The organism is Bradyrhizobium sp. JR3.5 (assembly GCF_054057015.1).
Genome location: NZ_JBSRYV010000001.1, coordinates 369182 through 388390 on the forward strand (window position 1 = coordinate 369182; position 19209 = coordinate 388390).

A 19209-nucleotide genomic window follows, 5' to 3' on the forward strand; every position below is an offset into this window, starting at 1 on the left:
GTGCCTCGACCATGCCGTGACCAAGGGCGACGGCGAGAGCGTCAACCGGGTGACGACCACCGTCTATAACCAGTCGAAGCGCATGCAGCAGAAGCGCGCTGTGCTTGATGGCGTCGCGGCTGAGTTGCGGCGGATTATCGCCAAGCCAGCAGAGACCGCATTGCGGCTGGTCGCCTGACCCTTGACCGTTCATCGACCCATCAATGATGTTCATACAGACCATGGGGCCCGACTTCTAGGTCGGGCTCTCAAAAGGTTATGTCAGCTATCCCAACGGCGAAGCCGCAGCCGCTTTCGCTTCCATGCCGCCATCATGTCTTGGACCGCGACGATAGCTGCCCATAGTGCCAAACCCGCTACGCCCATCATGAACAATGTTGCTTCATTCATTGGACAAGAACCCTGTCTGGCCCCGCCTATGAACGCTAAGCGCGCTTCCTCGTTCCGGCCCTCATAGGTTCCATTAAATGTCGGCGCACACCGGCCGATCCATCGGCTCCTGATTAACCAATCTTACGTGCGTAACGTTCATCATTGGGCTCACTGAAATCAGGGAGCAGTTTCTCCCATGCTCAAAGACGGAACTTATGCGGCGTGGTTCAAGACCCCATTGGGCGAAGGCACAGGGATCGCCCATGTCGCGGATGGGAAAATCTGGGGTCGCGACAGCATCATGTCCTACAGCGGCTCCTGCGAGGTCGCCGGCGATCGGTTCACCGCGATCGTGACGCTCAAGCGGCACACCGAAGGCCATGCCACAGTCTTTGGCGCGGATGATCTTACCCTGCGGCTCGCGGGAACATGCCCCGGGAACATCGGCACCTACACGGGAACGGCGGATCAGATGCCGGGGGTGCTGCTTGAGGGCACGCTCATTCTGAGTGAAGACGTGCCCACCGCGCCAGCGCCGGCTGCGCCGACACCACCATTCAACCCTGGCAGACTGCCAAAATTGCCGAAACGACCCCGCTGAGAATTTCGCGTCGACTGCGCTGGTTACCGGCCAACATCAGCCTGCTTCGCGCTGTCAAGCCACAGTCTCGGCATCGGCGGGCCATTCCTCGCATTCCTCTGATGCCGGCGCTTAGTCTTGACCGACTAGGACGTAGTCTTTGAAGATACGACCATACTGAGCATCTCTTCTCTTCACGGCTCTCCGACATGCAACACCCGCGTGAGAAGCAGGATCGTACGCGCCGGTGGCGCAATGCCGCGATTTTTTTTCGCCCTGCAAGGCAGCCACAACGTGGATGACGAGCATGGGCTGAAATTCGAGAATGATCTGGGAGCATTTCGAGCGGCGCAGAGGCTTGCTGCGGACATCGCCAGCGTCCGCCCTCACCTCGGAGGAAATACGAGCGTTGTCGTCACGCGGCGGGAAGCCGTTCGACGTTTTCTGCATTAGCATTCCAGAAAAAAGATGCGGCGCCCCTCATTGAGGTACTTCGGCGCCGCCGGCGAAGCGATATGACTTGTGCTTGCCTTCGGACCACTAGTGTAGCGTCTGTTGTCGATGCCGCGATACGTGCTCGACCAGTTCCGTGTTTAAGCAGTTTAGGATTTGCTCCAACTGCTCGTTAACAAGCATGAGAGCCCTGAGAGCGCTGCGCGGATCGCCATCACAGGCGGCGACGATGTCGTCTAGCTCCCGCTCATACTCATCCAGATAATCGTTGGTCGTTGGGCGCGGCATACGAACAACATCCAAACAGAAAATGTCAGGGCGAGGCGACAAGCGCAGAACTTTTCCTCGATATTCACAGGCTGGCGCCAAAGAGCGGATTGCATTTCTACGAGCCGCGCTTTGCTCTGGGTGAATATTCTGAAGCTTTTGGGACACCACATGGTCGAAGTCTATTTCAACGTCAGGCGTGATCTGCTCGTAGTGAAAAAGGGATTTCCGCTCCCGGGCGTCAGCGCCCCAGGAAAATGGCGCAAGAGCAGGAAGCGGGTCATCAAGGTGAGCGATGAGATCAGGCAGGCGGTTCAGAGCCAAGGCTACTACATTCGGAAGCTGAGCGATCTCAGGATGAAGGAATAGCGTGCGCTGCCGCGCGGCCACAGCCTGATGGTGCGCTACGGTTGACAACGGTGTCTGAGCCGATCGCTTCTTCGTCGGCATTATTTCGATTGCATTAGGTGGTCAGTCTAGTCGGCGCTCGGATGAGCCATGATACCGTCTAAAGCTCCGGATCGCCCAAGAGAGCGCAGTGAGGACAATACCGATCAGCGGCCTCGCCGAGTTGGCGCCGGAATTCCTTCCGGAGAACTTCTCCCTCCCACGTTGTGCCATCGCACTTGATGAGTTTTCTGGCACGTGCAAAGGCGTGGTTCTCAGCCGCGTCATCGCCGACACGTACCGTTATATCCAGGTGGAAAGGACATACTGCTATGGCGTGGGTCGTTTCCAGCGCGTAGTGGACGGCTGAACGCAAATCATCTGCGTGGCTGCTTACGGGCATGCAAGCCTCCTCCGAGCGCTAGATCCTGAGCCCATAGCGCTTGAATAGTCTGGCTGTTTCGGATGCAGCCTATCTTCTAGTTCGATCGGGCAGGCCTATCATTGATGCAACGCAAAAGGCCTCAGGCTCTATGCCAAAGCAAAAACCCGGCCGCCAATTCAGGCGGCCGGGCGAATGCAAATATGAACTTCATGAATGCAGAGATTGTGCTGCGGTGCGAGCAGCACTTCCATCCCGGACGAATGCGGGTAGAGGTCTAGGCCCATTTGAGTGGGGCGGCTATTAGCCGCCGGACCGAGGCGAGAACGCGTCGACGGACGCGGCTATTCGGGTCGCCAATTCAGCGGCGGTCGGCGTGGACTGCTTTTCAAGCGGCGCGCCGACGGAATGGACCGCCGCCAATCCAGCACCAGCGATAAAAACAGCTACCGCAATTGCACCGAGATATTCGATCCTCATGGCGATGACCCTCATATCAGCCCCACGAATTAACCGGACAAATTCAGAATTGGTTCCCGAGCGCGAGCGTGTTCCTATGGACAATCGCCCGGCGGTGCCGGCCTTTGCAGGATCAACGCGTCCAAGTTCCTCGTTTGCGAACAGAATTAGGAACAAAGAGCCCTCGCCAGGATTTTAGAAGCCATGAGACCGCCGCTCGCTGGTGAACGACCCAGCGCAATGTCGCGGATAGCCAAAGGTCGCTACCAAAGACCCGCTGTTGCCAAAACACGCGCTCGCGCAAGATAGCCAAAAGCGGCGCGGTCTCCAGTTCATTCACAATCGCTAGCCGTGCCCCGATCGGTTCCGGGGGGGAGAGCCGTACTGTCGGCCTTGCCGGTGGCGTTATTCATACGACCGGAGGCCGTTTTATGCGCAACTGCATCGACATCGACTACGTCCACAGCCGGGCCATTGTTCGAGAGATCGGCGAGAGGTTACGAGCGTCGCTGAAACCAGAGACGGAACTCTCGCCGGGGCTCAAAATGCAAATCGACCGGCTCCGCGAATTAGAGGAGCAGTCCCCATCCATCATGCCGGCGGTCCGGGAGAAGGACTAAATTCTCGCATCGGCTGAGGGTGGCCAGGAGCGCGCACTCCTTTCAGAACCACCCGATTAACGAGAAGACGGCGACTTCGGTCAGGAAGACGACACTCATGATGGTGACGGTCAGAAATACGTCGCCCGCAGGTAGATTTGTCATAGTGCGCCTCGCATTTTGCGAAGCCCCGAACCCATAGGCCAAACTCCCCCGGAACAGAAACGTTGCGGTTCCGAACGTCGAGGGATCAAGATGCCCTATCGAATTTCCAGTTCGCTGATCGCTTGAGCCGAAATCTCCGAGGGGTATTCCTGTCTGCGCGACCTTGATGATTATCTTGGCGATCAATTGCGTGAGCGGATCGTCGCGGTCCTTGACGCACAACTTGTGCAGCGCCTGTCATAAGCCCTCCTGACGAGGTCGGCCTCTTCCGGCGACATAGTGCAGGTCTGCAAGGGGCGGACTTCCAACGGCTTCGGCGATAAACGTCCGCTGATGCGGCGTAAATCATAGTCCCGGCCTCTCCACAGCGGCCGGCCAAGGAAAACGCCGGTGAAACGGTGTACCGGGCCCGGTAAACGGCAGCCGATCGCCGGCAGGGTCCACGCCGGGAACGAATTGGCCGTGGGGCGACGTTATGCGGCCGTTACCTCGAAATGCATGGGCCTGAAATCCCAACGGCCCCAGCCGCTCAGCCCCGGTGCTGGGGCCGCTTCGATCTAGCCCGCCGCGATCAAACCATATCCGACCATGACGCTTTCGCAAATGCAGGACATTGGCGGATGTCGTGCGATCATGCGTTCGACGAAGGCCATCAAGCAACTGTGTGAAGCTTACGCCGCGAGCGAGATCAAGCACACCCTTGCTGCAAACGACGATTATGTCGCGCAACCGAAGCTATCCGGGTATCGAGGCGTTCATCTGGTCTACAAATATTTCTCGGACAGAAAGGCCGACTACAATACCCTCAAGATTGAAATTCAAATTCGTTCGCAGCTTCAGCACGCATGGGCTACGGCGGTTGAGACGGTCGGCACGCTCCAACAGCAGGCGTTAAAATCCAGCCAAGGCGAGAAGGACTGGCTGCGGTTCTTCGCGTTGGCGAGCAGCGCTTTTGCTTTCAGGGAAGGCACACAACCGGTACCCGGCACGCCGAATTCCTATCGCGACCTAGTATCCGAGATGCGCGACTACGTGCGCAGCCTCGATTTGGCTAAACGGCTGCAAGCGTATGGCCACGCCATGAAGTTTTTGTCCAATCCTCAGCATGACAGGAGCGATAATCACTATTTCTTGCTGGAGATGAATCCGGCGCAGCGATCGATTCAAGTCACCACGTTCAAGTTCGGTGAGTCCACGCTCGCGAACCAAAAATACCTTGAGATCGAACGCAAGTTGAAAAATATCGCTGGAGCGGAGGCCGTGCTGGTATCGGTGGACTCGCTCGATGCCGTGCGGAAGGCTTATCCAAATTACTTCCTAGACACCGAGGTATTTGTTCGCCTGATACGAGACCACCAAAACCCTGTCGCTGCGGCCGCGCCCGACCAGATCACCCGATCAGAGGCAACTCAATCTGTTCAAGTGAGCGGTCAGCTTTGGGGGTGAAGACAAAAACCCGGCAGCCAATGAAGGCCGCCGGGCTGAATGCAAGTAATGTCTCGGGGATAAAATGTGTCTCTCTTCTGCCCGGTTTCAGCTGGGCGGGCTATCCGGGCGACTACGTTCGGGAAAGATACGTAGCGGGGTTTGCGTTGCCCTCAAAAGCAGACAAAGACGATGTCTCGGCGAATGTCCGCCAAGGGCCCAATTGCCGACGCCTCAAACTGAAAGAGGCCGCCAACTGAGGCGGCCTTACTTCTCTTCGTGCTCAAGTCGGATTACGAAGCGTTTGCCGCTCCACAGTTCAATATCGTAGCCGTCTATGAGCTGCTTAGCCCAAACAACGGCCTCGCTATCGTCGGCGCACTTGAACGCGCGGGAGGCGGTAATGTGGCCATCTGGCCCGACCGTATACGCCCGATACTCATTCACTTGGATGCTTCGATCTTCAAATGTTTGGGGAACGGCTCGTTTGTGCAGCATGCCACCAGCTCCTGCATACGGGTCCTAGACCGTAGTGTTTTGCAGTTCCGGTCCTAATATGCCGACGTCCGGCGGTTGGTTCCCTATTATGGATCGGTCCCCGATTTAAAAGCGCCCTTAGCTAGCCCGGGCGGGTGGCCATTAGGCCATGCTAAGAATGGGAATGGCTCTATGGCTGCGGTGAAGGGCTGGTCTCCGATTCCGCTGGATAATCGATCTAGACCGTCAGGTTTCACCGTGTCGGACCTAAGCTACCTTGCGTGCATAAGCCCGTAGTCCTACGGGCCGCTATGTTCGCCAGTAACATCTCCGGTTGTGGCACAGTTCCATCTTCGCTCCCGTGGTGTGGGGTTTTCGAGCGACATGGCTGACTTCATCTTCACAGCGAATATCGCCCATTTCAAAGGGCTCTTGGCGACCGAAACGGACGCGCTGAGGATCGCGATGCTGCGCAGGCTATTGGCCGAAGAGGAGGCGAAGCTGGCTGAGTGGCACGACAAAAACCCAAGGCCAGACGCGGCGGAGTAATACGAGGGATCGTTGAGGGGGAAGACTACCCCCGTCTGGCGCATTAGCCCGGCGGAAACTTCGGTCGCACATCCGCACCACGCCGTCCGACCGGACGCCAATCACCAGGTTCTGAAGCCGAACCAGCCGAACTGCCCTTGTCGTGCTGCCAGAAGCATCTGCGACTGGGCGCTTTGCCTCGGTCGAGCCGCAAGATGCGACTTCTTGTGTTGTCGCTTGCGATCGACGGTCGTAGCCGGGCGTGTATCCGGTTTGGGCAGCATCGCGAAAGAATTCGCCATCACCTGGCTGTGTGCGACGGTAACGGGCTGTTTGGCTACATCCGACGAAGTTGCTACCTCGGTCGCCGCCTCCGTCGCGGGCACAGCCGCGACGATCACCAACGATTGGGTATCGAAGACAACACGCTCGGGCCATTTGCGATCTGAATGGATACGTATCGCAGGCCGGTCCGCAGCCGCCTGATCGACGGTCGGAGCCTTCGGCAGCCAATAATTCGCAACAAAGAGCAGTGCGAGCAACACTGCTCCAACCTTCCAGAAATATGCTGCCAGCGGCATGCTGGTTGCTCCTGTGCGCCCCCGAAACATTGTCCCTGGCCCAGACGTCCTGAAATTCATGTGTCGATTTCTGCGAGACCTTCTCGGTCAAGCAGCACGATTTTTCGGTTTGTCACCGCATTGAAGCAAAGCATCTTTCTGTCGCGCATCGTTGATAGCGCACGCGATACAGTTTCCAGGGCCAGTCCAAGATAGTCGGCGACATCACGACGGTTCATCGGCAAGGTCATTTCGCCCGGATGAAGCAGCCGTTCGTCGAACTCGAGCAGGAACGCCGCCACCTTCTCCAACGCATTCTTTCGACCCAGAAGAAGCATGTGGTTCTCTGCGTGCTGAAGGTTACGGGTGATCAGATTGAGCAGTTTCGCTGCGCCCCCGCCTTCGTTTGTCATCGCATCGATAAGGCTGCGCCGTCGCATTATGCGAACGTTTGTTTCAACGATCGCCTCTGCGGTGAAGCGATGGATTGTGCCATTCTCCAGCCCGAACCTGTCTCCGGCCAGGTGGAATGAGTTGATCTGTCGGCGACCGTCTGGGAGCAGCTTATAAGTCCGCACGGCTCCTGAGATGATTTGATAGACGTACTCAGCGTCCTCTCGCTCGCCGAAAACCTCAGCCCCTCTGGGATACTTGAACTGGCTGGAGAAGACCCGTTCGCCAGCAAGGACGGCTAGGTGTCCGTCAACTGAACAGCGGTTCGGTGCGTTGACTCTGACCAGCAAAATAGCCTCCTCGTTAACCAAGCGAAGGTAGGCCGTTGCCGGGTGAACCAATTTGATCCAGCACAACCCGGGTTGCGATGCGTTGTCGTGAGGCGCGCGCCGCGATATTCCGCGCAGGGACGATCTGGAGCGAGCTTCGGCCAAGAGAAAGCCGTCAGCCTTGGGGAAGCTGACGGCTTTAGGGTGGGGATGCGTAGGGGGTCTACGCATTCTCTGTTTAGACCCTCAGCAGCCGCTCCTGTTGACAGAGATCAAACTCGTAACCAAAGGAAGAATTTTGGTGAGGCTGCATGCCGTTTGGGTGCAATGGGCCCAAAAAGACGACATCCGATCAATCGTTACGACTCTGGCGGCTTCAAAGCGCAGGGGCCAGATGCCGACCCTCAATGAAATGCTAAATCCTATATTTGGCGGGGCGTGGTTGGACGTCTTCGCGGCGTTGGCGGGCTGAGGGAATGATCGATAGCTCGAAGCGCCTTGAACAAGGCACTTTCTTTCGAGGATGTCGTTCCTGTCCTGATAGGACCGGGGATTAGCTGGACGGTCCATCTCCAGCCTGTCGGACAGCAGGTCTGAACGACTGAATACACCACGTCCTTGTAGGAATGCATCGTCATTTCGACACCCCATTCTGGCCTAAAAACACGTCTGAGCATCCCGAAGTCGGGATCGCCAAGAGTATTGGAATTCTTGGCGATCCCTGCTGGCGCATTTGAAATTGGGACCAGGAAAAACCCAGCCCCGCTCGCGCAAGTAACTTCAAGGCAAGTACGCTTTGGCCTCCGGGCTATTGATTAGAGTCAAAGCGGGGCCTGCGAGCAATAGCCTACGCTTAAAGCTCACTGAGGCGGTCTTCGACTTCTGTCAAATTGTGCGTATTGGCCGGAGGGTCCAAGCTGTTCGCATGCGTGTGGCGATCATCATAACCGCAGGCGTCTTGGTGTTTGTTCTTGCCCTGTGGCGAGGGCATCAGACTGATACTGATATCCTGCCCACGCAGCCGCTGCCGCCGGTGATCGCGCCTGACAATTAGTGGTCCAACACTGAGGGGCCAGAAAGGCTCAATATGCAGACGAAGATCAAAGAGCGTATCTGCCCGCACTGCAATGGAACGGGCTTCCCGGCCGTAATGCAGTCGGCGAAGCCCGGTCACAAAATCTATCCGGTCAAGTGCAAGACTTGCGGCGGCAAGGGCAAGATCACAGAAGATAACTGAAGCGGCATTTACTCTGCCGCTTTTGGTCTTGGGTTTTTGGCGTGCCACTCGGCTAGCTTGGCGCGCTCCTCCAAGATCAACTTGTGGATCATAGCTATCTTTCCGACGTCGGTTTCTGTGGTCAGAAGCTTTGTGTAGTGGGCGATGTTCGCCTCGAAGATGAAGTCCGCCATGGAGAACTCCACGCACCCATGTGTCATTCTCCCGTCGAGCCGTCCGGCCCAACGTCCTTAGCTCTTTCTTCGGCGAGCAGTCGCAACAACGTTTCATGACGCGCTTCGTTGCGACACAGGTTACTTTCGCTGACCCCGATGAGTTTCTGATACCGCCTGATGTTTTCGTGGTTTATGTAGTTTTGCATGGCGCTCTCCATAGCGTGGCGCGCTGATACCAGCACTAGCCTCCCATTGCGGACGCGACGCAAGGCCTATTGCTAAGCGCGGCATGAATTATAGGACAGCGCCGCTTCCACATGACGCCGCCATCCGCATCTCAGCATCGGCCGCCCCGACGATCCGCGTGGTAGCTCGATTGCCCACGCGCCCGGCTATTCACAGGCCTCGCCAATACGGACCGGGCGGCCCTCCCGTGTAGTGAGCGGCGCAGCAACAACCATCCGCATCTTCAATCTTTTCCTTGTTGATTCACATCAACGGCCCCTCATCTCGTCGCGAGATGATTTACATATGACGCGCGACGACGAACCACCACCACCACCTCCTCCGCCGAAAACGAAGCCTGCGCCCAAGCCAGAGCGCAAGCGTCGGGTGTGGCAGATGGACGAGGCGCGGGCCAACATCGAGGAGTATATTGACGACTTGCGGCAGTTGCTCAAGAAGCTCCAGCAGCGCTGGTGGCATTGAAGGCACCGCATCGTTGCATAGTGCTGCGTCACACCGCCTCCTCCTTGTTCAAACAACGAACTGCTTTGATGATATTTTGAGCGTCCCCTGCATTGCCTTCGTGAGCAGCGTACCTAACATGATCCTTGTTGCTTCACACCTTTGGAGATTTTATGAAATACATTGCCGTAATCACAGCCGGAGTAGCGCTCGCAGTAGCCGTCACTACACCGGCACTTGCAGGAAGAGCGACAGAAAAATCCCCAGTGGCTAATGAGACAGAAGGCTTGCAAGAAGGAAGCTTCTGCGCAGGGGCTTCATCTGTCGAAGAAGCGGGCGTATGTCAAAGAGTGCATGGCTAAAGGCTAGCATTTTACCAGATCGATCGCATTAAGACCCCGCTTCGGCGGGGTTTTTCTTCGTCGTTTGGTCACGTGCGAGTTCGTTGGTCAGCTAATGGGTCACAAGGCGACATCCCTGCCGTAGGCCCGTGTGTCCGCTCTACTCTCGGAAGCCGACGTCCCCGATTTATGATGGGGTGGACGCCCCGCCGACGGCATCAATGTGCCAAAGTGGAGGTGTTGAGCACCACTTAAGGGAGGCGTCCGTGTCAGAGGTTATCACAGTCGGTCTCGATATCGCCAAGCATGTTTTCCACGCTCGTGGAGCGGACGAGCGCGGGCGCGCGATATTCTGCAAGCGGATCAGCCGCAGAAAGCTGCTGGATTTCTTCGCAGCCCAGCCGAGTTGCACGGTAGCGCTGGAGGCTTGTGGTGGAGCGCATCACTGGGCCCGTCAGCTCACCCAGCTTGGCCATGAAGTTCGGCTGATCCCGCCCGCCTATGTAAAGCCGTTCGTGAAGCGGCAGAAGAACGACGCGATCGATGCTGAGGCGATTTGCGAAGCAGCGCAACGGCCGAGCATGCGGTTCGTGGCCGTGAAGAGCAAACAGCAACAAGCGGCGGGTCTGCGCACGCAGGTTAGGATTTGCGGCTCGACCGACACCACGGCTTAGGTGTCTTGGGACATGATGTTGCGTAACATTTGAAAGGCACCGCCAGCCCTTCCTCGATCAGGATAACACCTACGTCTCGACCGCCAGCCTTGAGCGTCCTGCAGGAGCGACCATGGTTGCAGAACCATTTGCCTTCGGTGCCAGCCTTGCACGAGCAGGGCACGGCGGTGAAATCCAGAGACTCATCTCGAACTAGATCGCGAACCCGGCGCGTGGCTTTATCGCCCAATTCGCGTTCAGCGTCACACTGGGCTCGCCGTGTTTCGGGGGCATTGAATCCGACTAGCCGAACGTCTGGTCTCTTATTGAATACCCGGATCGTATCGCCATCCAGAACCCTGATTTTATCGGATGTGATCGGTTCGGCATTCAAATGATTTGTTAAACCGAAAATGAGAAGCGCGGCGACGGTCCATAATTTCTTCAACATCATACTCTCCTGCAATTCCGAGTCCTCGGTGATCGCGTGCCCGGCTTCCCCGGCCTCGTGGTCGGCGGCGATGATGGCACCACCGCACAGCAAGGTCAGTACCCGGCCGATCACCGCATGCCCGGCCTCGTGGGTCGCGGTGTGACGCGGATCGTTGAGGGGCTTGGTTCTGGGGGACGGCATGGTCGTCGATGGCTAGACCCGGCGCCATGCCCTGAAGGCGTAGGGATGCAAAATATTTTCCGGACAGCGGATCGGGACACAACGGGCGACACACCGGCCAGACCCTATTGATTTGACTCAGCTTTTTGCCATCTGCGAACCCATCGCGCAGGGAAAGCCGGAGTTTCCGGTTACACCTGTGGTCCTACCCCCGAGCTTTCTGCCCATTGCACCCGACCCATGGGTGCAATCGGCATCCGGCTTTCCCTTGCACCCTCTGCGAACGGAGAGGGCGAAACGGGCGATTCATGTGGCGAGAATGCGAAAGCATGACTTACCGGCCAAGCCACATATTCGGTGTCGTCCCGGCGAAGGCCTGGACCCATAACCACAATTGCCGATCGTTGTGCGACGTTGAAACAACGAGTGCTCACAAGCTGCGGAGTATGGATCCCGGCTTTCGCCGGATGACGAATGTTGGGGACCGGCAATTGCAAACACGACCATTACAAATACCACGCCAGCACCGCCTTGAGCCGGGCGTTATCGATCACCGGCAGCGCGACCACCTGGTTCATGCCGGAGCCACGCGCCAGGGTAGCTGCGATCGATTCATCCTGCTTCAGATGTTCGGTGAGCACGGGCATGCCGGCTGGCCCATGCGCCGCCGATAGAGCCTTCACCGCGACCGATCGTCTTGGCCGCATAGAGCGTGGCGAGATCGGACTGATCGCTGCAGTCGCCGGAGTGAAACACCAGTGCCGACCGCTCTTCGTTCGGCACCCAGATCTCAAACCGGCGTGCGATCGGCGTCGCCTGGGCCGAGAGGAATGTCACCACCCAGGTCTGGTCGCCGGTCGTGTAGGGGATGCCGACACCACAATTGATGCCGATCTCGGATGCGTCCTCCCAGCGCAGGAATCCCTTGGAATTGTGCAGATCCTTGATGATCAGCGGCATGCCGGCCTTCCAGGTCCGGCCGGGCAGGCCGAAGCCGCGCGGGAATTTGGTATGACGCGAGTTGAACTCGAACATGTCGGCGGTGCCGTAGTAACCGTCGACCAGCGCCATCTCGTGGGACTTGTCGGGATCGTTGTGCCAAAGCTCGATCGCGCCGACATGCTTCCTGTCGTCACCGCAGAGCAGCACCATCACCGCCATCAGGAATTCGCCGGCGAACACCGGAAGCGCAACGCCGCAGGTCAGTCCGGCTTCGCGCGCCTCGTCGGTTCGCTTGAAATAGGAGTTGGCGAATTCGGTCAGGATGACCGGATGTCCGCTCGCCCAGGCTTTGCCCGGAAGGCCCTCGCCATAAGCGAACAGCGCGTTCTCGCTGACCGCGTTGAACTCGGCGAACTCGGAGCTGTGCAGGCTGCCGCCGAATTCCAGCCGCGTCCGTGTCGGATCGGGCACCCAGAGCTCAACAACGCGAATGAAGGTTTTCATCGCACGCACCTGCCGTCTCGCCGACGGCTAGCATCGGCGATGTCGCGGCAAAGCGTGCGCTCAAATAGCGGGCAAGCGACGCCCAAAGTTGATGCGAAGGCGCGATTTCGTCTCAGTCCCGGTACGACGGATCGGCGCGATCGAGCTTGCGGAGCAGCGCCGGCCAGGCGAGTTCGCCGTTGCGCGCGGCGCGGCCGGGCTTGGGCAGCATCCGCTCATAGGTATCTTCGAGGATGTTTTGCGGCGGATAGGTCAGCTTGGTGTTGCAGGACAGCGCCATCACCTGGGTCTGGCAGGCGCGCTCGAGCCGGAACAGCACGTTGAAGGCGGCGGGCACGGTGCGCCCGACGACCAAGAGGCCATGGTTGCGCAGGATCATCGCTTCGTTGTCGCCGAGGTCGCGGACCAGCCGCTCGCGCTCGTCGACATTGTCGGCGATGCCTTCGAAGTCGTGATAGGCGATGTGCAGGAAGCGCATCGAGGTCTGCGCCAGCGGCAGCAGGCCGCATTCCATCGCGGAGACGGCCATGCCGGCCGGCGTATGGGTGTGCGCGACGCAGTCCATGTCGTGCTTGGCCATGTGGATGGCGCTGTGAATGACGAAGCCCGCGACATTGACATCATAGTCGGTGGCGTTGAGCAGCGTGTTGCCCTCGACATCGACCTTGATCAGGCTGGAGGCGTCGATCTCCTCATACAGCATGCCATAGGCATTGATCAGGAACTGGTCGGTGGTCCCGGGCACGCGGCAGGAGATGTGGTTCGCGATCATCTCGGTCATGCCGTACATCGCCGTCAGCCGATAGCAGGCGGCGAGATCGACACGGGCCTGCCACTCCTCGGCGCTCACCTGTTCGCGAACGGATTTCACGACCTTGATCGCGGGCGAGCTGACGGGGGGATTCATGGCGTTCTCTCCTTGAGACATCTGCGGGGCCGGGGCCCGATTGTTGGCGTGGACCATAGCAGAATCGGCACGGCGGCAAGCCGCGCCGCGTCTGCTTATTTGCAGGTCTGGCGGGCAAAAACCGAATGCGGCATTGGCGCACCGCGGGTTCGATGTCAGGATACGAAAAAATAGCCGAGGCGCACAAAATGAGCGAACGCAAGATTCGTATTGCCGTCCTGCATTTCTCCCACGAAACTGTCTCGTTCCTACCGAACGAGACCACGCTCGGCGACTTCATCTATCCGGGCTCGCCGGCCAGGGGTGAGGCGCTGCTGCAGTTCGATCCCAAGAACTACATGGGTGGCTTCGTGCAGGTGGCGCGCGAGTTCTCCGAGGTCCAACTGGTCGGCATCGAATCCCCGCTCTGGCCGAAGACCTACACCGGATCGGGCTGGATCACCCAGGAAGCTTACCGGACCTTCACAAGCAAGATGATTGCCGGGCTTAAGGAAGAGGGACCGTTCGACGGCGTCTATCTGTGCCTACACGGCGCCATGGCCGTGCACGGCGTGCCGCGGCCCGAGGCTGATCTGGCGCGGCAGGTCCGCGAGGTGGTCGGCCGTTCCGCCTTCATCGCCGCGACCTTCGACCCTCATGGCAATGAGGACGAGGCGTTCCTCGAGCAGGCCGACATGGCGTTCGCCGTTAAATACTTCCCGCACTATGACGCGCATCTGCAGGGCGAACGGGCGGCGCGCATGCTGGTGCGGGCGATCCGCGGTGACTACAGACCGGCGCACAAGACCATCAAGGTCCCCGTGATCTCGCCCACCGTGCTGCAATGGACCGGCGCGCGTCCGTGGATGGAGCTCGTGCAGCGCGCGCTGGTGTGGGAGGCCCGCGAGGTCGACGTCTACGTCAACATCTTCTTTGGCTTCCCGTTCGCCGATGTTCCCGATGTCGGCATGACGGTGCAGGTCCTGACCAACGACAACCCAAAACTCGCCGAGCAGGTCGCGCGCGATCTCGCCGGCACGATCTGGCGGCTACGCGAAGCGCTTCTGCAATCGACCAGGCTGCACAGCATCACCGAGGGCGTCGCGTTGGCCAAGCAGGCCGTCGCCGATGGCAACACGCCCGTGGTGCTAGCCGATCACAGCGACCGGTCGGGATCGGCGACCTGGCTGCTGCGCGAGATCATCGCGCAGGACCTCGCCAACACGGTGATCGCGACCATTGCCGACGCCAACGCAACGGCGAGCCTGAAGGCGGCCGGCGCCAAGGCCGGCGATGCCTTCGACATGGAGATCGGTGGCCGCGCTGACGAGTCGGCGGGCGATCCGGCTCGCATTCAGGGCACGATCTCGGCGGCGGCCGAGGGGTACGGGCAGTTCTGGGTCTGCGTGCGCTTCGGCCGCAACAATGTGCTGATCCTCTCCACCTATCTGGTGCAGATCATGGAGCCGTTCTCGCTGAAGGCGCTGGTGCCTGACATCGGTGGATTCGAGGTCATGGCGATCAAGTCGCGGGTGCACTTTCGGCGCGGCTTCGACGACAACGGCTTTGCCAAGACGATCCTGCTGGTCGAGCCTGACGAGCCTTTCCTTGGCACGACGCAGCTGGACAAGCTGCCCTACAAGAACGTCGATCTTGCGCAGTTCTATCCATACGGCAATCCGGCGTTTTCGGCGGGGGCGTCATGACGGAAGGCCGCTACCGCCTGATCGGTTCGACCGCATCGCCCTATGCGATCAAGTTGCGCGCGCTGATGCGCTACCGGCGGATTCCGCACGACTGGGTCATCATGACCAAAGCGTTGCGCGCGGCGACCGCGCATCTGAAGCCGATGCTGATTCCGGTGCTGCAATATCCCGACGGCAGCTATCGCGGCGAGACCACGACGCTGGCCTACGATCTGGAAGCGCGTCACCAGGGGCGTTCGGTGATCCCGGAGGACAAGGCTACAGCCTTCATCTGCGATCTGCTCGAGGACCTAGCCGATGAATGGGCCGTGAAGCCCCTGTTTCTCTATCGCTGGTGGGACCCCGAGGATCAGGTCTACGTCTCGCGCTGGGCCGGCGAGGAATGGTCGACGTCGGAAGCTGCGGCCGGCAGCCGCGCGGAGATCGAGGAATTCCGGCAGCGGCAGATTTCGCGCATGGTCATTCTCGGCGCCACCGACGAGAACCGGCCGCTGCTGGAGGAGAGCTATCGCCGGACGCTTGCGGCGTTCGAGCCGCATGTCGGCATGGCGAACTACCTGTTCGGCAGCCGGCCGTCACTGGCGGATTTCGCCTGGTTCGGCCAGCTCAGCGAGATGGCGACTGATCCGACCCCGATGCGGATCATGCGCGAGCGCGCGCCGTTCACCGATCACTGGGTGCGGCGGCTCGACGATGCCTCAGGTGTCGAGGGCAACTGGTATCCGCGCGAGCAGGCGCTCGGCGGATTCGCTGAAGCGCTGCTGCGGATCGCGGGCGAGCTCTATCTGCCGTTCCTTGCCGCTAACGCGGATGCATTCGCCGAAGGCCTCGCGCACCTTGAGATCAACGTCTGGGGACTGCCTTACGCGCTGGCGCCGTTCAAATATCAGGTCAAGTGCCTGCAGCAGCTGCGCGAGAAATTTGCAGCACTCGATGCCGGAGATCGCGCGGCGTTGAAGCCCGTGCTGGAACGCACGGGATGCTGGGCGATCCTGAATGGAGGCTGATCGATCAGGGACGGCAACCAGATTTAGAACGGCGAGAGCTTAGGTCCGGTGCCTGGTCCCGAGCGCGACCGCGACCGATTCCGGATGCCTGATCCGCTCGATCAGCATGTCGATGCGGTCGCCACCCCAGAACAGCTCGCCGTTGAACACCATGCTGGGCACCCCGAACACGCCGAGCGCTTCGGCCTCGTCGATGATGCGATCGTGTTCCGCGCGGGCAGGGCCGCGAACGTAGGTCTCGAACGCGTCAGTGGAACCGCCGATCGCGGCGATCACGCCGGCAATCTCCGACAGCTCGTCAATCTCCAGTTCATGGTTCCAGAACCTCCGGAACACCGTGTCATGATAAGGCCGGAACAGCCCGTGGCGCTGCGCGAACAGCATTCCGGCGCTGGCATGGAATGCCTCGTAGATCCGGCGCGGGCCCTTCATGACGAGCCCCTGCGCATTCGCGAACCGCCGCGCATCCATGTAGGAATAGCGCACCTTGCGCCAGAAATGCGGAGTGCGTTCCTCGACTGTGCCCATGAATTCGGGAATGCGAAGCGTGTAGGGCAGCCATTCCAGCTCCACGCCCAAGGTCTCCTCGAGCTCGAACAGCCGCTCCTTGTTGGCGACATAAGCGTACGGAGACTTGTAGTCGGTGTAGATGCGTACAAGCGGTTTTTCCATCAGCGTTCCTCACCGAGTCGGGACAATTGTTCCCGATCCCGCGCGGTGACGCAATGCGGTGCGACGAGGAGAGATGGCGCGCAAACGAATGGGCCCCGGTGCATTCAAGCATCGCGGGGCCCTGCTACTTCGTTTTAGCGAAGGATCTCTGGTGTAGACCAGTGGTGTTTCGGGACCTAAAAGCGCTTGGCCTTTGCGCTCTCGTCCTGCGGATATGTTCAGATTGTCGGCGGCGCACGCGGCTAGCAGCTGCTGTTCGCCTCAACGTGCACCGAGACCTTGCCGCTGAGCAAGGTCGCTGGCTTTCGCCGGTGGCGTCATGCTCCTCTCCAAGGGTGGGCCGACGGACCTCTGTCCGCTTCTCTGCCTGGCGGCCGATTCCAAAATCGTCCGTCAATTCCTGCGACGCGGGGAGCAGGCGCTCCCACACCCCAACAGGTGCAGTTAACGAAATGCTGCGGCAGATATGGCCTGCTGTCAAGTTAACGAGTGCGGTATTTCAGGTCAGGTTTCCTGTCGCGACATGGTCGTTCGATACCGGGTGAAGTCCGGATCGTGCGTCATTTTCCAATAGTCGACGAACCGCCACGGCATTGCCGAGAATACCCGGCCGCTTCTGTTGCGGTAGTAGGTCGTCATGCCCGGATGCGTCCAGATCAGCTGCTCATGCTCGGCATCGACATTGCGGATGTATTCGTCATGCGCGTCGGGATGCACGTCGATCGCGGCGATATCGTTCTCGATCATCTCGACGAGGCAGGCGGAGATGTAGCGGCTCTGGCATTCCGACTGGAAGATCACGCTGCCGCCATGCGCGGGACCCGAGTTGGGGCCGAGCATCAGAAACAAATTGGGGAAGTCAGGTACGGTGAGACCGAGATACGCGGTCGGATTGTCGTCGCGCCACGCCTGCTTGAGGTTCTTGCCGTCGCGGCCGGTGATGTTGAGACGCGCCGCCATCTCGGAGACCTTGAAGCCGGTCGAGATCACGATGACGTCGTGCCGCCGGGATTTGCCGTCGGCTGTGACGATTCCGTCTGCAGCGAAATGGTCGATCGTGTCGGTGACCAGCTCGACATTCGGCCTGGTGAGCGTCTTGAACCAGTTGTTGTCGAGCAGGATGCGCTTGCCGTAAGGCGGATAGGTCGGCATGCACTTCTCGATCAAATCAGGCCGGTCCTTCAGCTCGGAGAGGATGAAGTCGGCCAGCTCCTGGCGATGCCGGTCGTTGCCCTTGTTGACGGCGCGGTCCGGATGCGGCCACGCCGGATCCTTGCGGAGGAACGGCAACAATCCGTCGCCGTAACGCCAGAACATGTTGAAGCGGTACCACTGCACATAAAACGGCAGATGGGCGAGCAGCCACTGCGCACCTTCGGTGATCGGGTCGGAATAGCCCTTCACCGGCCGTGCCCACTGCGCGGTGCGCTGGTAGACGGTGACCGAGGCGACGCGGTCAGCGATCGACGGCACCAGTTGCATCGCGGTCGCGCCGGTACCGATGACGGCGACATGCTTGCCGTCGAGTTTGATATCGTCGGACCACAGCGCCGAATGAATTTTGAGGCCAGTGAATTTCTCGTCTCCCTTGAAAGAGGCAGGCGAGGGATCATTGAGCTGGCCGATCGCGCTGACCAGCGCAGTGGATTCGAACGTCTCTTCACCGCTCGCCGTCTTCAACGTCGAGATCCAGCGGCACTTGCCTTCGTCCCAGCGCGAAGCGACGAGCTCGGTCGAGAGGCGGACGTGCTGGCGGATGCCGTATTCGCGCACGACCTTGAGCAGGTAGTCGAGCAGTTCCTGGCGCTGCGCGAAATAGCGGGTCCACGGATTGCGGGCGCCGAACGAGAAGGAATAGGAGTGGTTCGGCGTATCGACGCCGCAGCCGGGGTAGCGGTTGACGTACCAGGTGCCGCCGATCTCGTCCTGCTTCTCGACGATGGTATAGGGAATGTCGAGCCGCCCGAGCGCAACGCCAAGCGCGATCGCGCAGACACCGGCGCCGACGATCAGCACATGCTGCTGCGCCAGTCGTTCGTCGGAAGGGCGATCGCGCCAACGGGCCTCGCGGGGAACGAATCCCATCTCCTCGCGCATCAGAGGCGCGTATTCCGGCGCGACGTTCTCGCCCAGCGTCGTGCGCATCATCCGCAGCATCAGCTCGTCGCCGGGATCGGTGATGACGGGTCTCGGCGTGCCGTTCGCAAACAGATTCAGAACCGCGGCACGGATCTCGTCCTGGATCTCCTTCGGCACGCCGGCGTCCGGATCAGGGATCAGGCGGACGTCGCGCTTTGGCTTGTACGGCGGCTCCAGCCACTTCTCGTCGCCGGTCATGTGCACCAGCACCATCAGCAGCACGCGGATGTCGCCCTCGGCGATGGCGGAGGACAGATCGAGGTGATGGCGCGGAAGCTCGATATTCATGCG

24 protein-coding genes and 1 pseudogene are annotated in these 19209 nt (G+C 59.7%); 12 read left to right on the forward strand and 13 right to left on the reverse strand.

All coding sequences use genetic code 11. The features are described 5' to 3' along the window. The first annotated feature begins 16 nt into the window (after positions 1-16). From ACVWW1_RS01875 to ACVWW1_RS01890, 4 genes are all read left to right on the forward strand, one after another. Positions 17-178 (forward strand): hypothetical protein, encoded by a 162-nt coding sequence (locus tag ACVWW1_RS01875; protein WP_456654636.1) that lies wholly within the window; start codon positions 17-19, stop codon positions 176-178. 390 nt (positions 179-568) lie between these two features. Then, positions 569-973, forward strand: coding sequence for a hypothetical protein (locus tag ACVWW1_RS01880; RefSeq protein ID WP_456654637.1), 405 nt, complete (start codon positions 569-571; stop codon positions 971-973). A 234-nt stretch (positions 974-1207) separates the two neighbouring features. Then, positions 1208-1405 (forward strand): DUF6894 family protein, encoded by a 198-nt coding sequence (locus ACVWW1_RS01885; protein ID WP_456654638.1) that lies wholly within the window; start codon positions 1208-1210, stop codon positions 1403-1405. A 438-nt stretch (positions 1406-1843) separates the two neighbouring features. Next, positions 1844-2041 (forward strand): hypothetical protein, encoded by a 198-nt coding sequence (locus ACVWW1_RS01890; protein ID WP_456654639.1) that lies wholly within the window; start codon positions 1844-1846, stop codon positions 2039-2041. 703 nt (positions 2042-2744) lie between these two features. On the opposite strand, the gene ACVWW1_RS01895 is transcribed toward ACVWW1_RS01890, so the two are convergent. After that, positions 2745-3077, reverse strand: coding sequence for a hypothetical protein (locus ACVWW1_RS01895; RefSeq protein WP_456654640.1), 333 nt, complete (start codon positions 3075-3077; stop codon positions 2745-2747). A 254-nt stretch (positions 3078-3331) separates the two neighbouring features. Between ACVWW1_RS01895 and ACVWW1_RS01900 the strand changes: the two genes are divergently transcribed. Next, positions 3332-3520 carry a hypothetical protein gene (locus ACVWW1_RS01900; RefSeq protein ID WP_456654641.1) on the forward strand — a complete coding sequence of 63 codons (189 nt, stop codon included), beginning with the start codon at positions 3332-3334 and terminating at the stop codon, positions 3518-3520. A gap of 42 nt (positions 3521-3562) precedes the next feature. Here ACVWW1_RS01900 and ACVWW1_RS01905 read toward each other — a convergent pair whose 3' ends face one another. Further along, entirely contained in the window at positions 3563-3886 is a 324-nt protein-coding gene (locus tag ACVWW1_RS01905; protein ID WP_456654642.1) for a hypothetical protein, read from the reverse strand. A gap of 366 nt (positions 3887-4252) precedes the next feature. Between ACVWW1_RS01905 and ACVWW1_RS01910 the strand changes: the two genes are divergently transcribed. Further along, positions 4253-5110 carry a RelA/SpoT domain-containing protein gene (locus ACVWW1_RS01910; RefSeq protein WP_456654643.1) on the forward strand — a complete coding sequence of 286 codons (858 nt, stop codon included), beginning with the start codon at positions 4253-4255 and terminating at the stop codon, positions 5108-5110. 246 nt (positions 5111-5356) lie between these two features. Here the strand turns inward: ACVWW1_RS01910 and ACVWW1_RS01915 are convergent, their stop codons facing one another. Next, on the reverse strand, positions 5357-5587 hold the full coding sequence (locus ACVWW1_RS01915) for a hypothetical protein (protein ID WP_456654644.1): 231 nt from the start codon (positions 5585-5587) through the stop codon (positions 5357-5359). 363 nt (positions 5588-5950) lie between these two features. Here ACVWW1_RS01915 and ACVWW1_RS01920 point away from each other — a divergent pair, with 363 nt between their 5' ends. Next, entirely contained in the window at positions 5951-6115 is a 165-nt protein-coding gene (locus tag ACVWW1_RS01920; RefSeq protein WP_456654645.1) for a hypothetical protein, read from the forward strand. Between the two features lie 101 nt (positions 6116-6216). Here ACVWW1_RS01920 and ACVWW1_RS01925 read toward each other — a convergent pair whose 3' ends face one another. Further along, the gene (locus ACVWW1_RS01925; protein WP_456654646.1) at positions 6217-6675 is read right to left on the reverse strand and encodes a hypothetical protein; all 459 of its coding nucleotides are present in this window, start codon (positions 6673-6675) and stop codon (positions 6217-6219) included. 56 nt (positions 6676-6731) lie between these two features. After that, positions 6732-7397, reverse strand: coding sequence for a helix-turn-helix domain-containing protein (locus ACVWW1_RS01930; protein WP_456654647.1), 666 nt, complete (start codon positions 7395-7397; stop codon positions 6732-6734). A gap of 1066 nt (positions 7398-8463) precedes the next feature. Here ACVWW1_RS01930 and ACVWW1_RS01935 point away from each other — a divergent pair. Beyond that, positions 8464-8613 (forward strand): zinc finger domain-containing protein, encoded by a 150-nt coding sequence (locus ACVWW1_RS01935; RefSeq protein WP_456654648.1) that lies wholly within the window; start codon positions 8464-8466, stop codon positions 8611-8613. A gap of 8 nt (positions 8614-8621) precedes the next feature. Here ACVWW1_RS01935 and ACVWW1_RS01940 read toward each other — a convergent pair whose 3' ends face one another. Continuing rightward, positions 8622-8786 (reverse strand): hypothetical protein, encoded by a 165-nt coding sequence (locus tag ACVWW1_RS01940; RefSeq protein ID WP_456654649.1) that lies wholly within the window; start codon positions 8784-8786, stop codon positions 8622-8624. 23 nt (positions 8787-8809) lie between these two features. Beyond that, the gene (locus tag ACVWW1_RS01945) at positions 8810-8974 is read right to left on the reverse strand and encodes a hypothetical protein (protein ID WP_456654650.1); all 165 of its coding nucleotides are present in this window, start codon (positions 8972-8974) and stop codon (positions 8810-8812) included. Positions 8975-9206: 232 nt separating this feature from the next. On the opposite strand from ACVWW1_RS01945, the gene ACVWW1_RS01950 reads away from it, so the two are divergent. Continuing rightward, positions 9207-9476, forward strand: coding sequence for a hypothetical protein (locus ACVWW1_RS01950; RefSeq protein WP_456654651.1), 270 nt, complete (start codon positions 9207-9209; stop codon positions 9474-9476). Positions 9477-10062: 586 nt separating this feature from the next. After that, a pseudogene (locus tag ACVWW1_RS01955) lies at positions 10063-10419 on the forward strand (IS110 family transposase); the annotation flags it as partial. A 16-nt stretch (positions 10420-10435) separates the two neighbouring features. Here ACVWW1_RS01955 and ACVWW1_RS01960 read toward each other — a convergent pair. From ACVWW1_RS01960 to ACVWW1_RS01975, 4 genes are all read right to left on the reverse strand, one after another. Then, a complete protein-coding gene (locus ACVWW1_RS01960; protein ID WP_456654652.1) occupies positions 10436-11083 on the reverse strand; it encodes a thermonuclease family protein in 648 nt (215 codons plus the stop codon). A gap of 485 nt (positions 11084-11568) precedes the next feature. Then, positions 11569-11709 carry a hypothetical protein gene (locus ACVWW1_RS01965; protein WP_456654653.1) on the reverse strand — a complete coding sequence of 47 codons (141 nt, stop codon included), beginning with the start codon at positions 11707-11709 and terminating at the stop codon, positions 11569-11571. Continuing rightward, the gene (locus ACVWW1_RS01970) at positions 11675-12508 is read right to left on the reverse strand and encodes a GAF domain-containing protein (RefSeq protein ID WP_456654654.1); all 834 of its coding nucleotides are present in this window, start codon (positions 12506-12508) and stop codon (positions 11675-11677) included. Before ACVWW1_RS01970 ends, ACVWW1_RS01965 begins: the two co-directional genes overlap by 35 nt. A gap of 112 nt (positions 12509-12620) precedes the next feature. After that, the gene (locus ACVWW1_RS01975) at positions 12621-13415 is read right to left on the reverse strand and encodes a class II aldolase/adducin family protein (RefSeq protein ID WP_176530000.1); all 795 of its coding nucleotides are present in this window, start codon (positions 13413-13415) and stop codon (positions 12621-12623) included. 188 nt (positions 13416-13603) lie between these two features. Here ACVWW1_RS01975 and ACVWW1_RS01980 point away from each other — a divergent pair, with 188 nt between their 5' ends. Together ACVWW1_RS01980 and ACVWW1_RS01985 are read left to right on the forward strand one after the other, a co-directional pair. Next, positions 13604-15100, forward strand: coding sequence for a M81 family metallopeptidase (locus ACVWW1_RS01980; RefSeq protein WP_456654655.1), 1497 nt, complete (start codon positions 13604-13606; stop codon positions 15098-15100). Further along, a complete protein-coding gene (locus ACVWW1_RS01985; protein WP_456654656.1) occupies positions 15097-16107 on the forward strand; it encodes a glutathione S-transferase N-terminal domain-containing protein in 1011 nt (336 codons plus the stop codon). The genes ACVWW1_RS01980 and ACVWW1_RS01985 overlap by 4 nt, the downstream gene beginning before the upstream one ends. Before the next feature lie 39 nt (positions 16108-16146). On the opposite strand, the gene ACVWW1_RS01990 is transcribed toward ACVWW1_RS01985, so the two are convergent. Beyond that, a complete protein-coding gene (locus ACVWW1_RS01990; protein ID WP_456654657.1) occupies positions 16147-16779 on the reverse strand; it encodes a DsbA family protein in 633 nt (210 codons plus the stop codon). Positions 16780-17283: 504 nt separating this feature from the next. Next, positions 17284-19206 carry a flavin-containing monooxygenase gene (locus ACVWW1_RS01995; protein WP_456654658.1) on the reverse strand — a complete coding sequence of 641 codons (1923 nt, stop codon included), beginning with the start codon at positions 19204-19206 and terminating at the stop codon, positions 17284-17286. Between the last annotated feature and the right edge of the window lie 3 nt (positions 19207-19209).

Excerpts from the sequence above, each read along its gene's own strand:
- ACVWW1_RS01880 (WP_456654637.1), top strand. The coding sequence starts at position 569 with ATGCTCAAAGACGGAACTTATGCGGCGTGGTTCAAGACCCCATTGGGC.
- ACVWW1_RS01885 (WP_456654638.1), top strand. The coding sequence starts at position 1,208 with ATGCCGCGATTTTTTTTCGCCCTGCAAGGCAGCCACAACGTGGATGAC.
- ACVWW1_RS01890 (WP_456654639.1), top strand. The coding sequence starts at position 1,844 with ATGGTCGAAGTCTATTTCAACGTCAGGCGTGATCTGCTCGTAGTGAAA.
- ACVWW1_RS01900 (WP_456654641.1), top strand. The coding sequence starts at position 3,332 with ATGCGCAACTGCATCGACATCGACTACGTCCACAGCCGGGCCATTGTT.
- ACVWW1_RS01910 (WP_456654643.1), top strand. The coding sequence starts at position 4,253 with ATGACGCTTTCGCAAATGCAGGACATTGGCGGATGTCGTGCGATCATG.
- ACVWW1_RS01915 (WP_456654644.1), bottom strand. The coding sequence starts at position 5,587 with ATGCTGCACAAACGAGCCGTTCCCCAAACATTTGAAGATCGAAGCATC.
- ACVWW1_RS01920 (WP_456654645.1), top strand. The coding sequence starts at position 5,951 with ATGGCTGACTTCATCTTCACAGCGAATATCGCCCATTTCAAAGGGCTC.
- ACVWW1_RS01925 (WP_456654646.1), bottom strand. The coding sequence starts at position 6,675 with ATGCCGCTGGCAGCATATTTCTGGAAGGTTGGAGCAGTGTTGCTCGCA.
- ACVWW1_RS01935 (WP_456654648.1), top strand. The coding sequence starts at position 8,464 with ATGCAGACGAAGATCAAAGAGCGTATCTGCCCGCACTGCAATGGAACG.
- ACVWW1_RS01940 (WP_456654649.1), bottom strand. The coding sequence starts at position 8,786 with ATGGCGGACTTCATCTTCGAGGCGAACATCGCCCACTACACAAAGCTT.
- ACVWW1_RS01945 (WP_456654650.1), bottom strand. The coding sequence starts at position 8,974 with ATGCAAAACTACATAAACCACGAAAACATCAGGCGGTATCAGAAACTC.
- ACVWW1_RS01960 (WP_456654652.1), bottom strand. The coding sequence starts at position 11,083 with ATGCCGTCCCCCAGAACCAAGCCCCTCAACGATCCGCGTCACACCGCG.
- ACVWW1_RS01965 (WP_456654653.1), bottom strand. The coding sequence starts at position 11,709 with ATGCCCGTGCTCACCGAACATCTGAAGCAGGATGAATCGATCGCAGCT.
- ACVWW1_RS01970 (WP_456654654.1), bottom strand. The coding sequence starts at position 12,508 with ATGAAAACCTTCATTCGCGTTGTTGAGCTCTGGGTGCCCGATCCGACA.
- ACVWW1_RS01975 (WP_176530000.1), bottom strand. The coding sequence starts at position 13,415 with ATGAATCCCCCCGTCAGCTCGCCCGCGATCAAGGTCGTGAAATCCGTT.
- ACVWW1_RS01980 (WP_456654655.1), top strand. The coding sequence starts at position 13,604 with ATGAGCGAACGCAAGATTCGTATTGCCGTCCTGCATTTCTCCCACGAA.
- ACVWW1_RS01985 (WP_456654656.1), top strand. The coding sequence starts at position 15,097 with ATGACGGAAGGCCGCTACCGCCTGATCGGTTCGACCGCATCGCCCTAT.
- ACVWW1_RS01990 (WP_456654657.1), bottom strand. The coding sequence starts at position 16,779 with ATGGAAAAACCGCTTGTACGCATCTACACCGACTACAAGTCTCCGTAC.
- ACVWW1_RS01995 (WP_456654658.1), bottom strand. The coding sequence starts at position 19,206 with ATGAATATCGAGCTTCCGCGCCATCACCTCGATCTGTCCTCCGCCATC.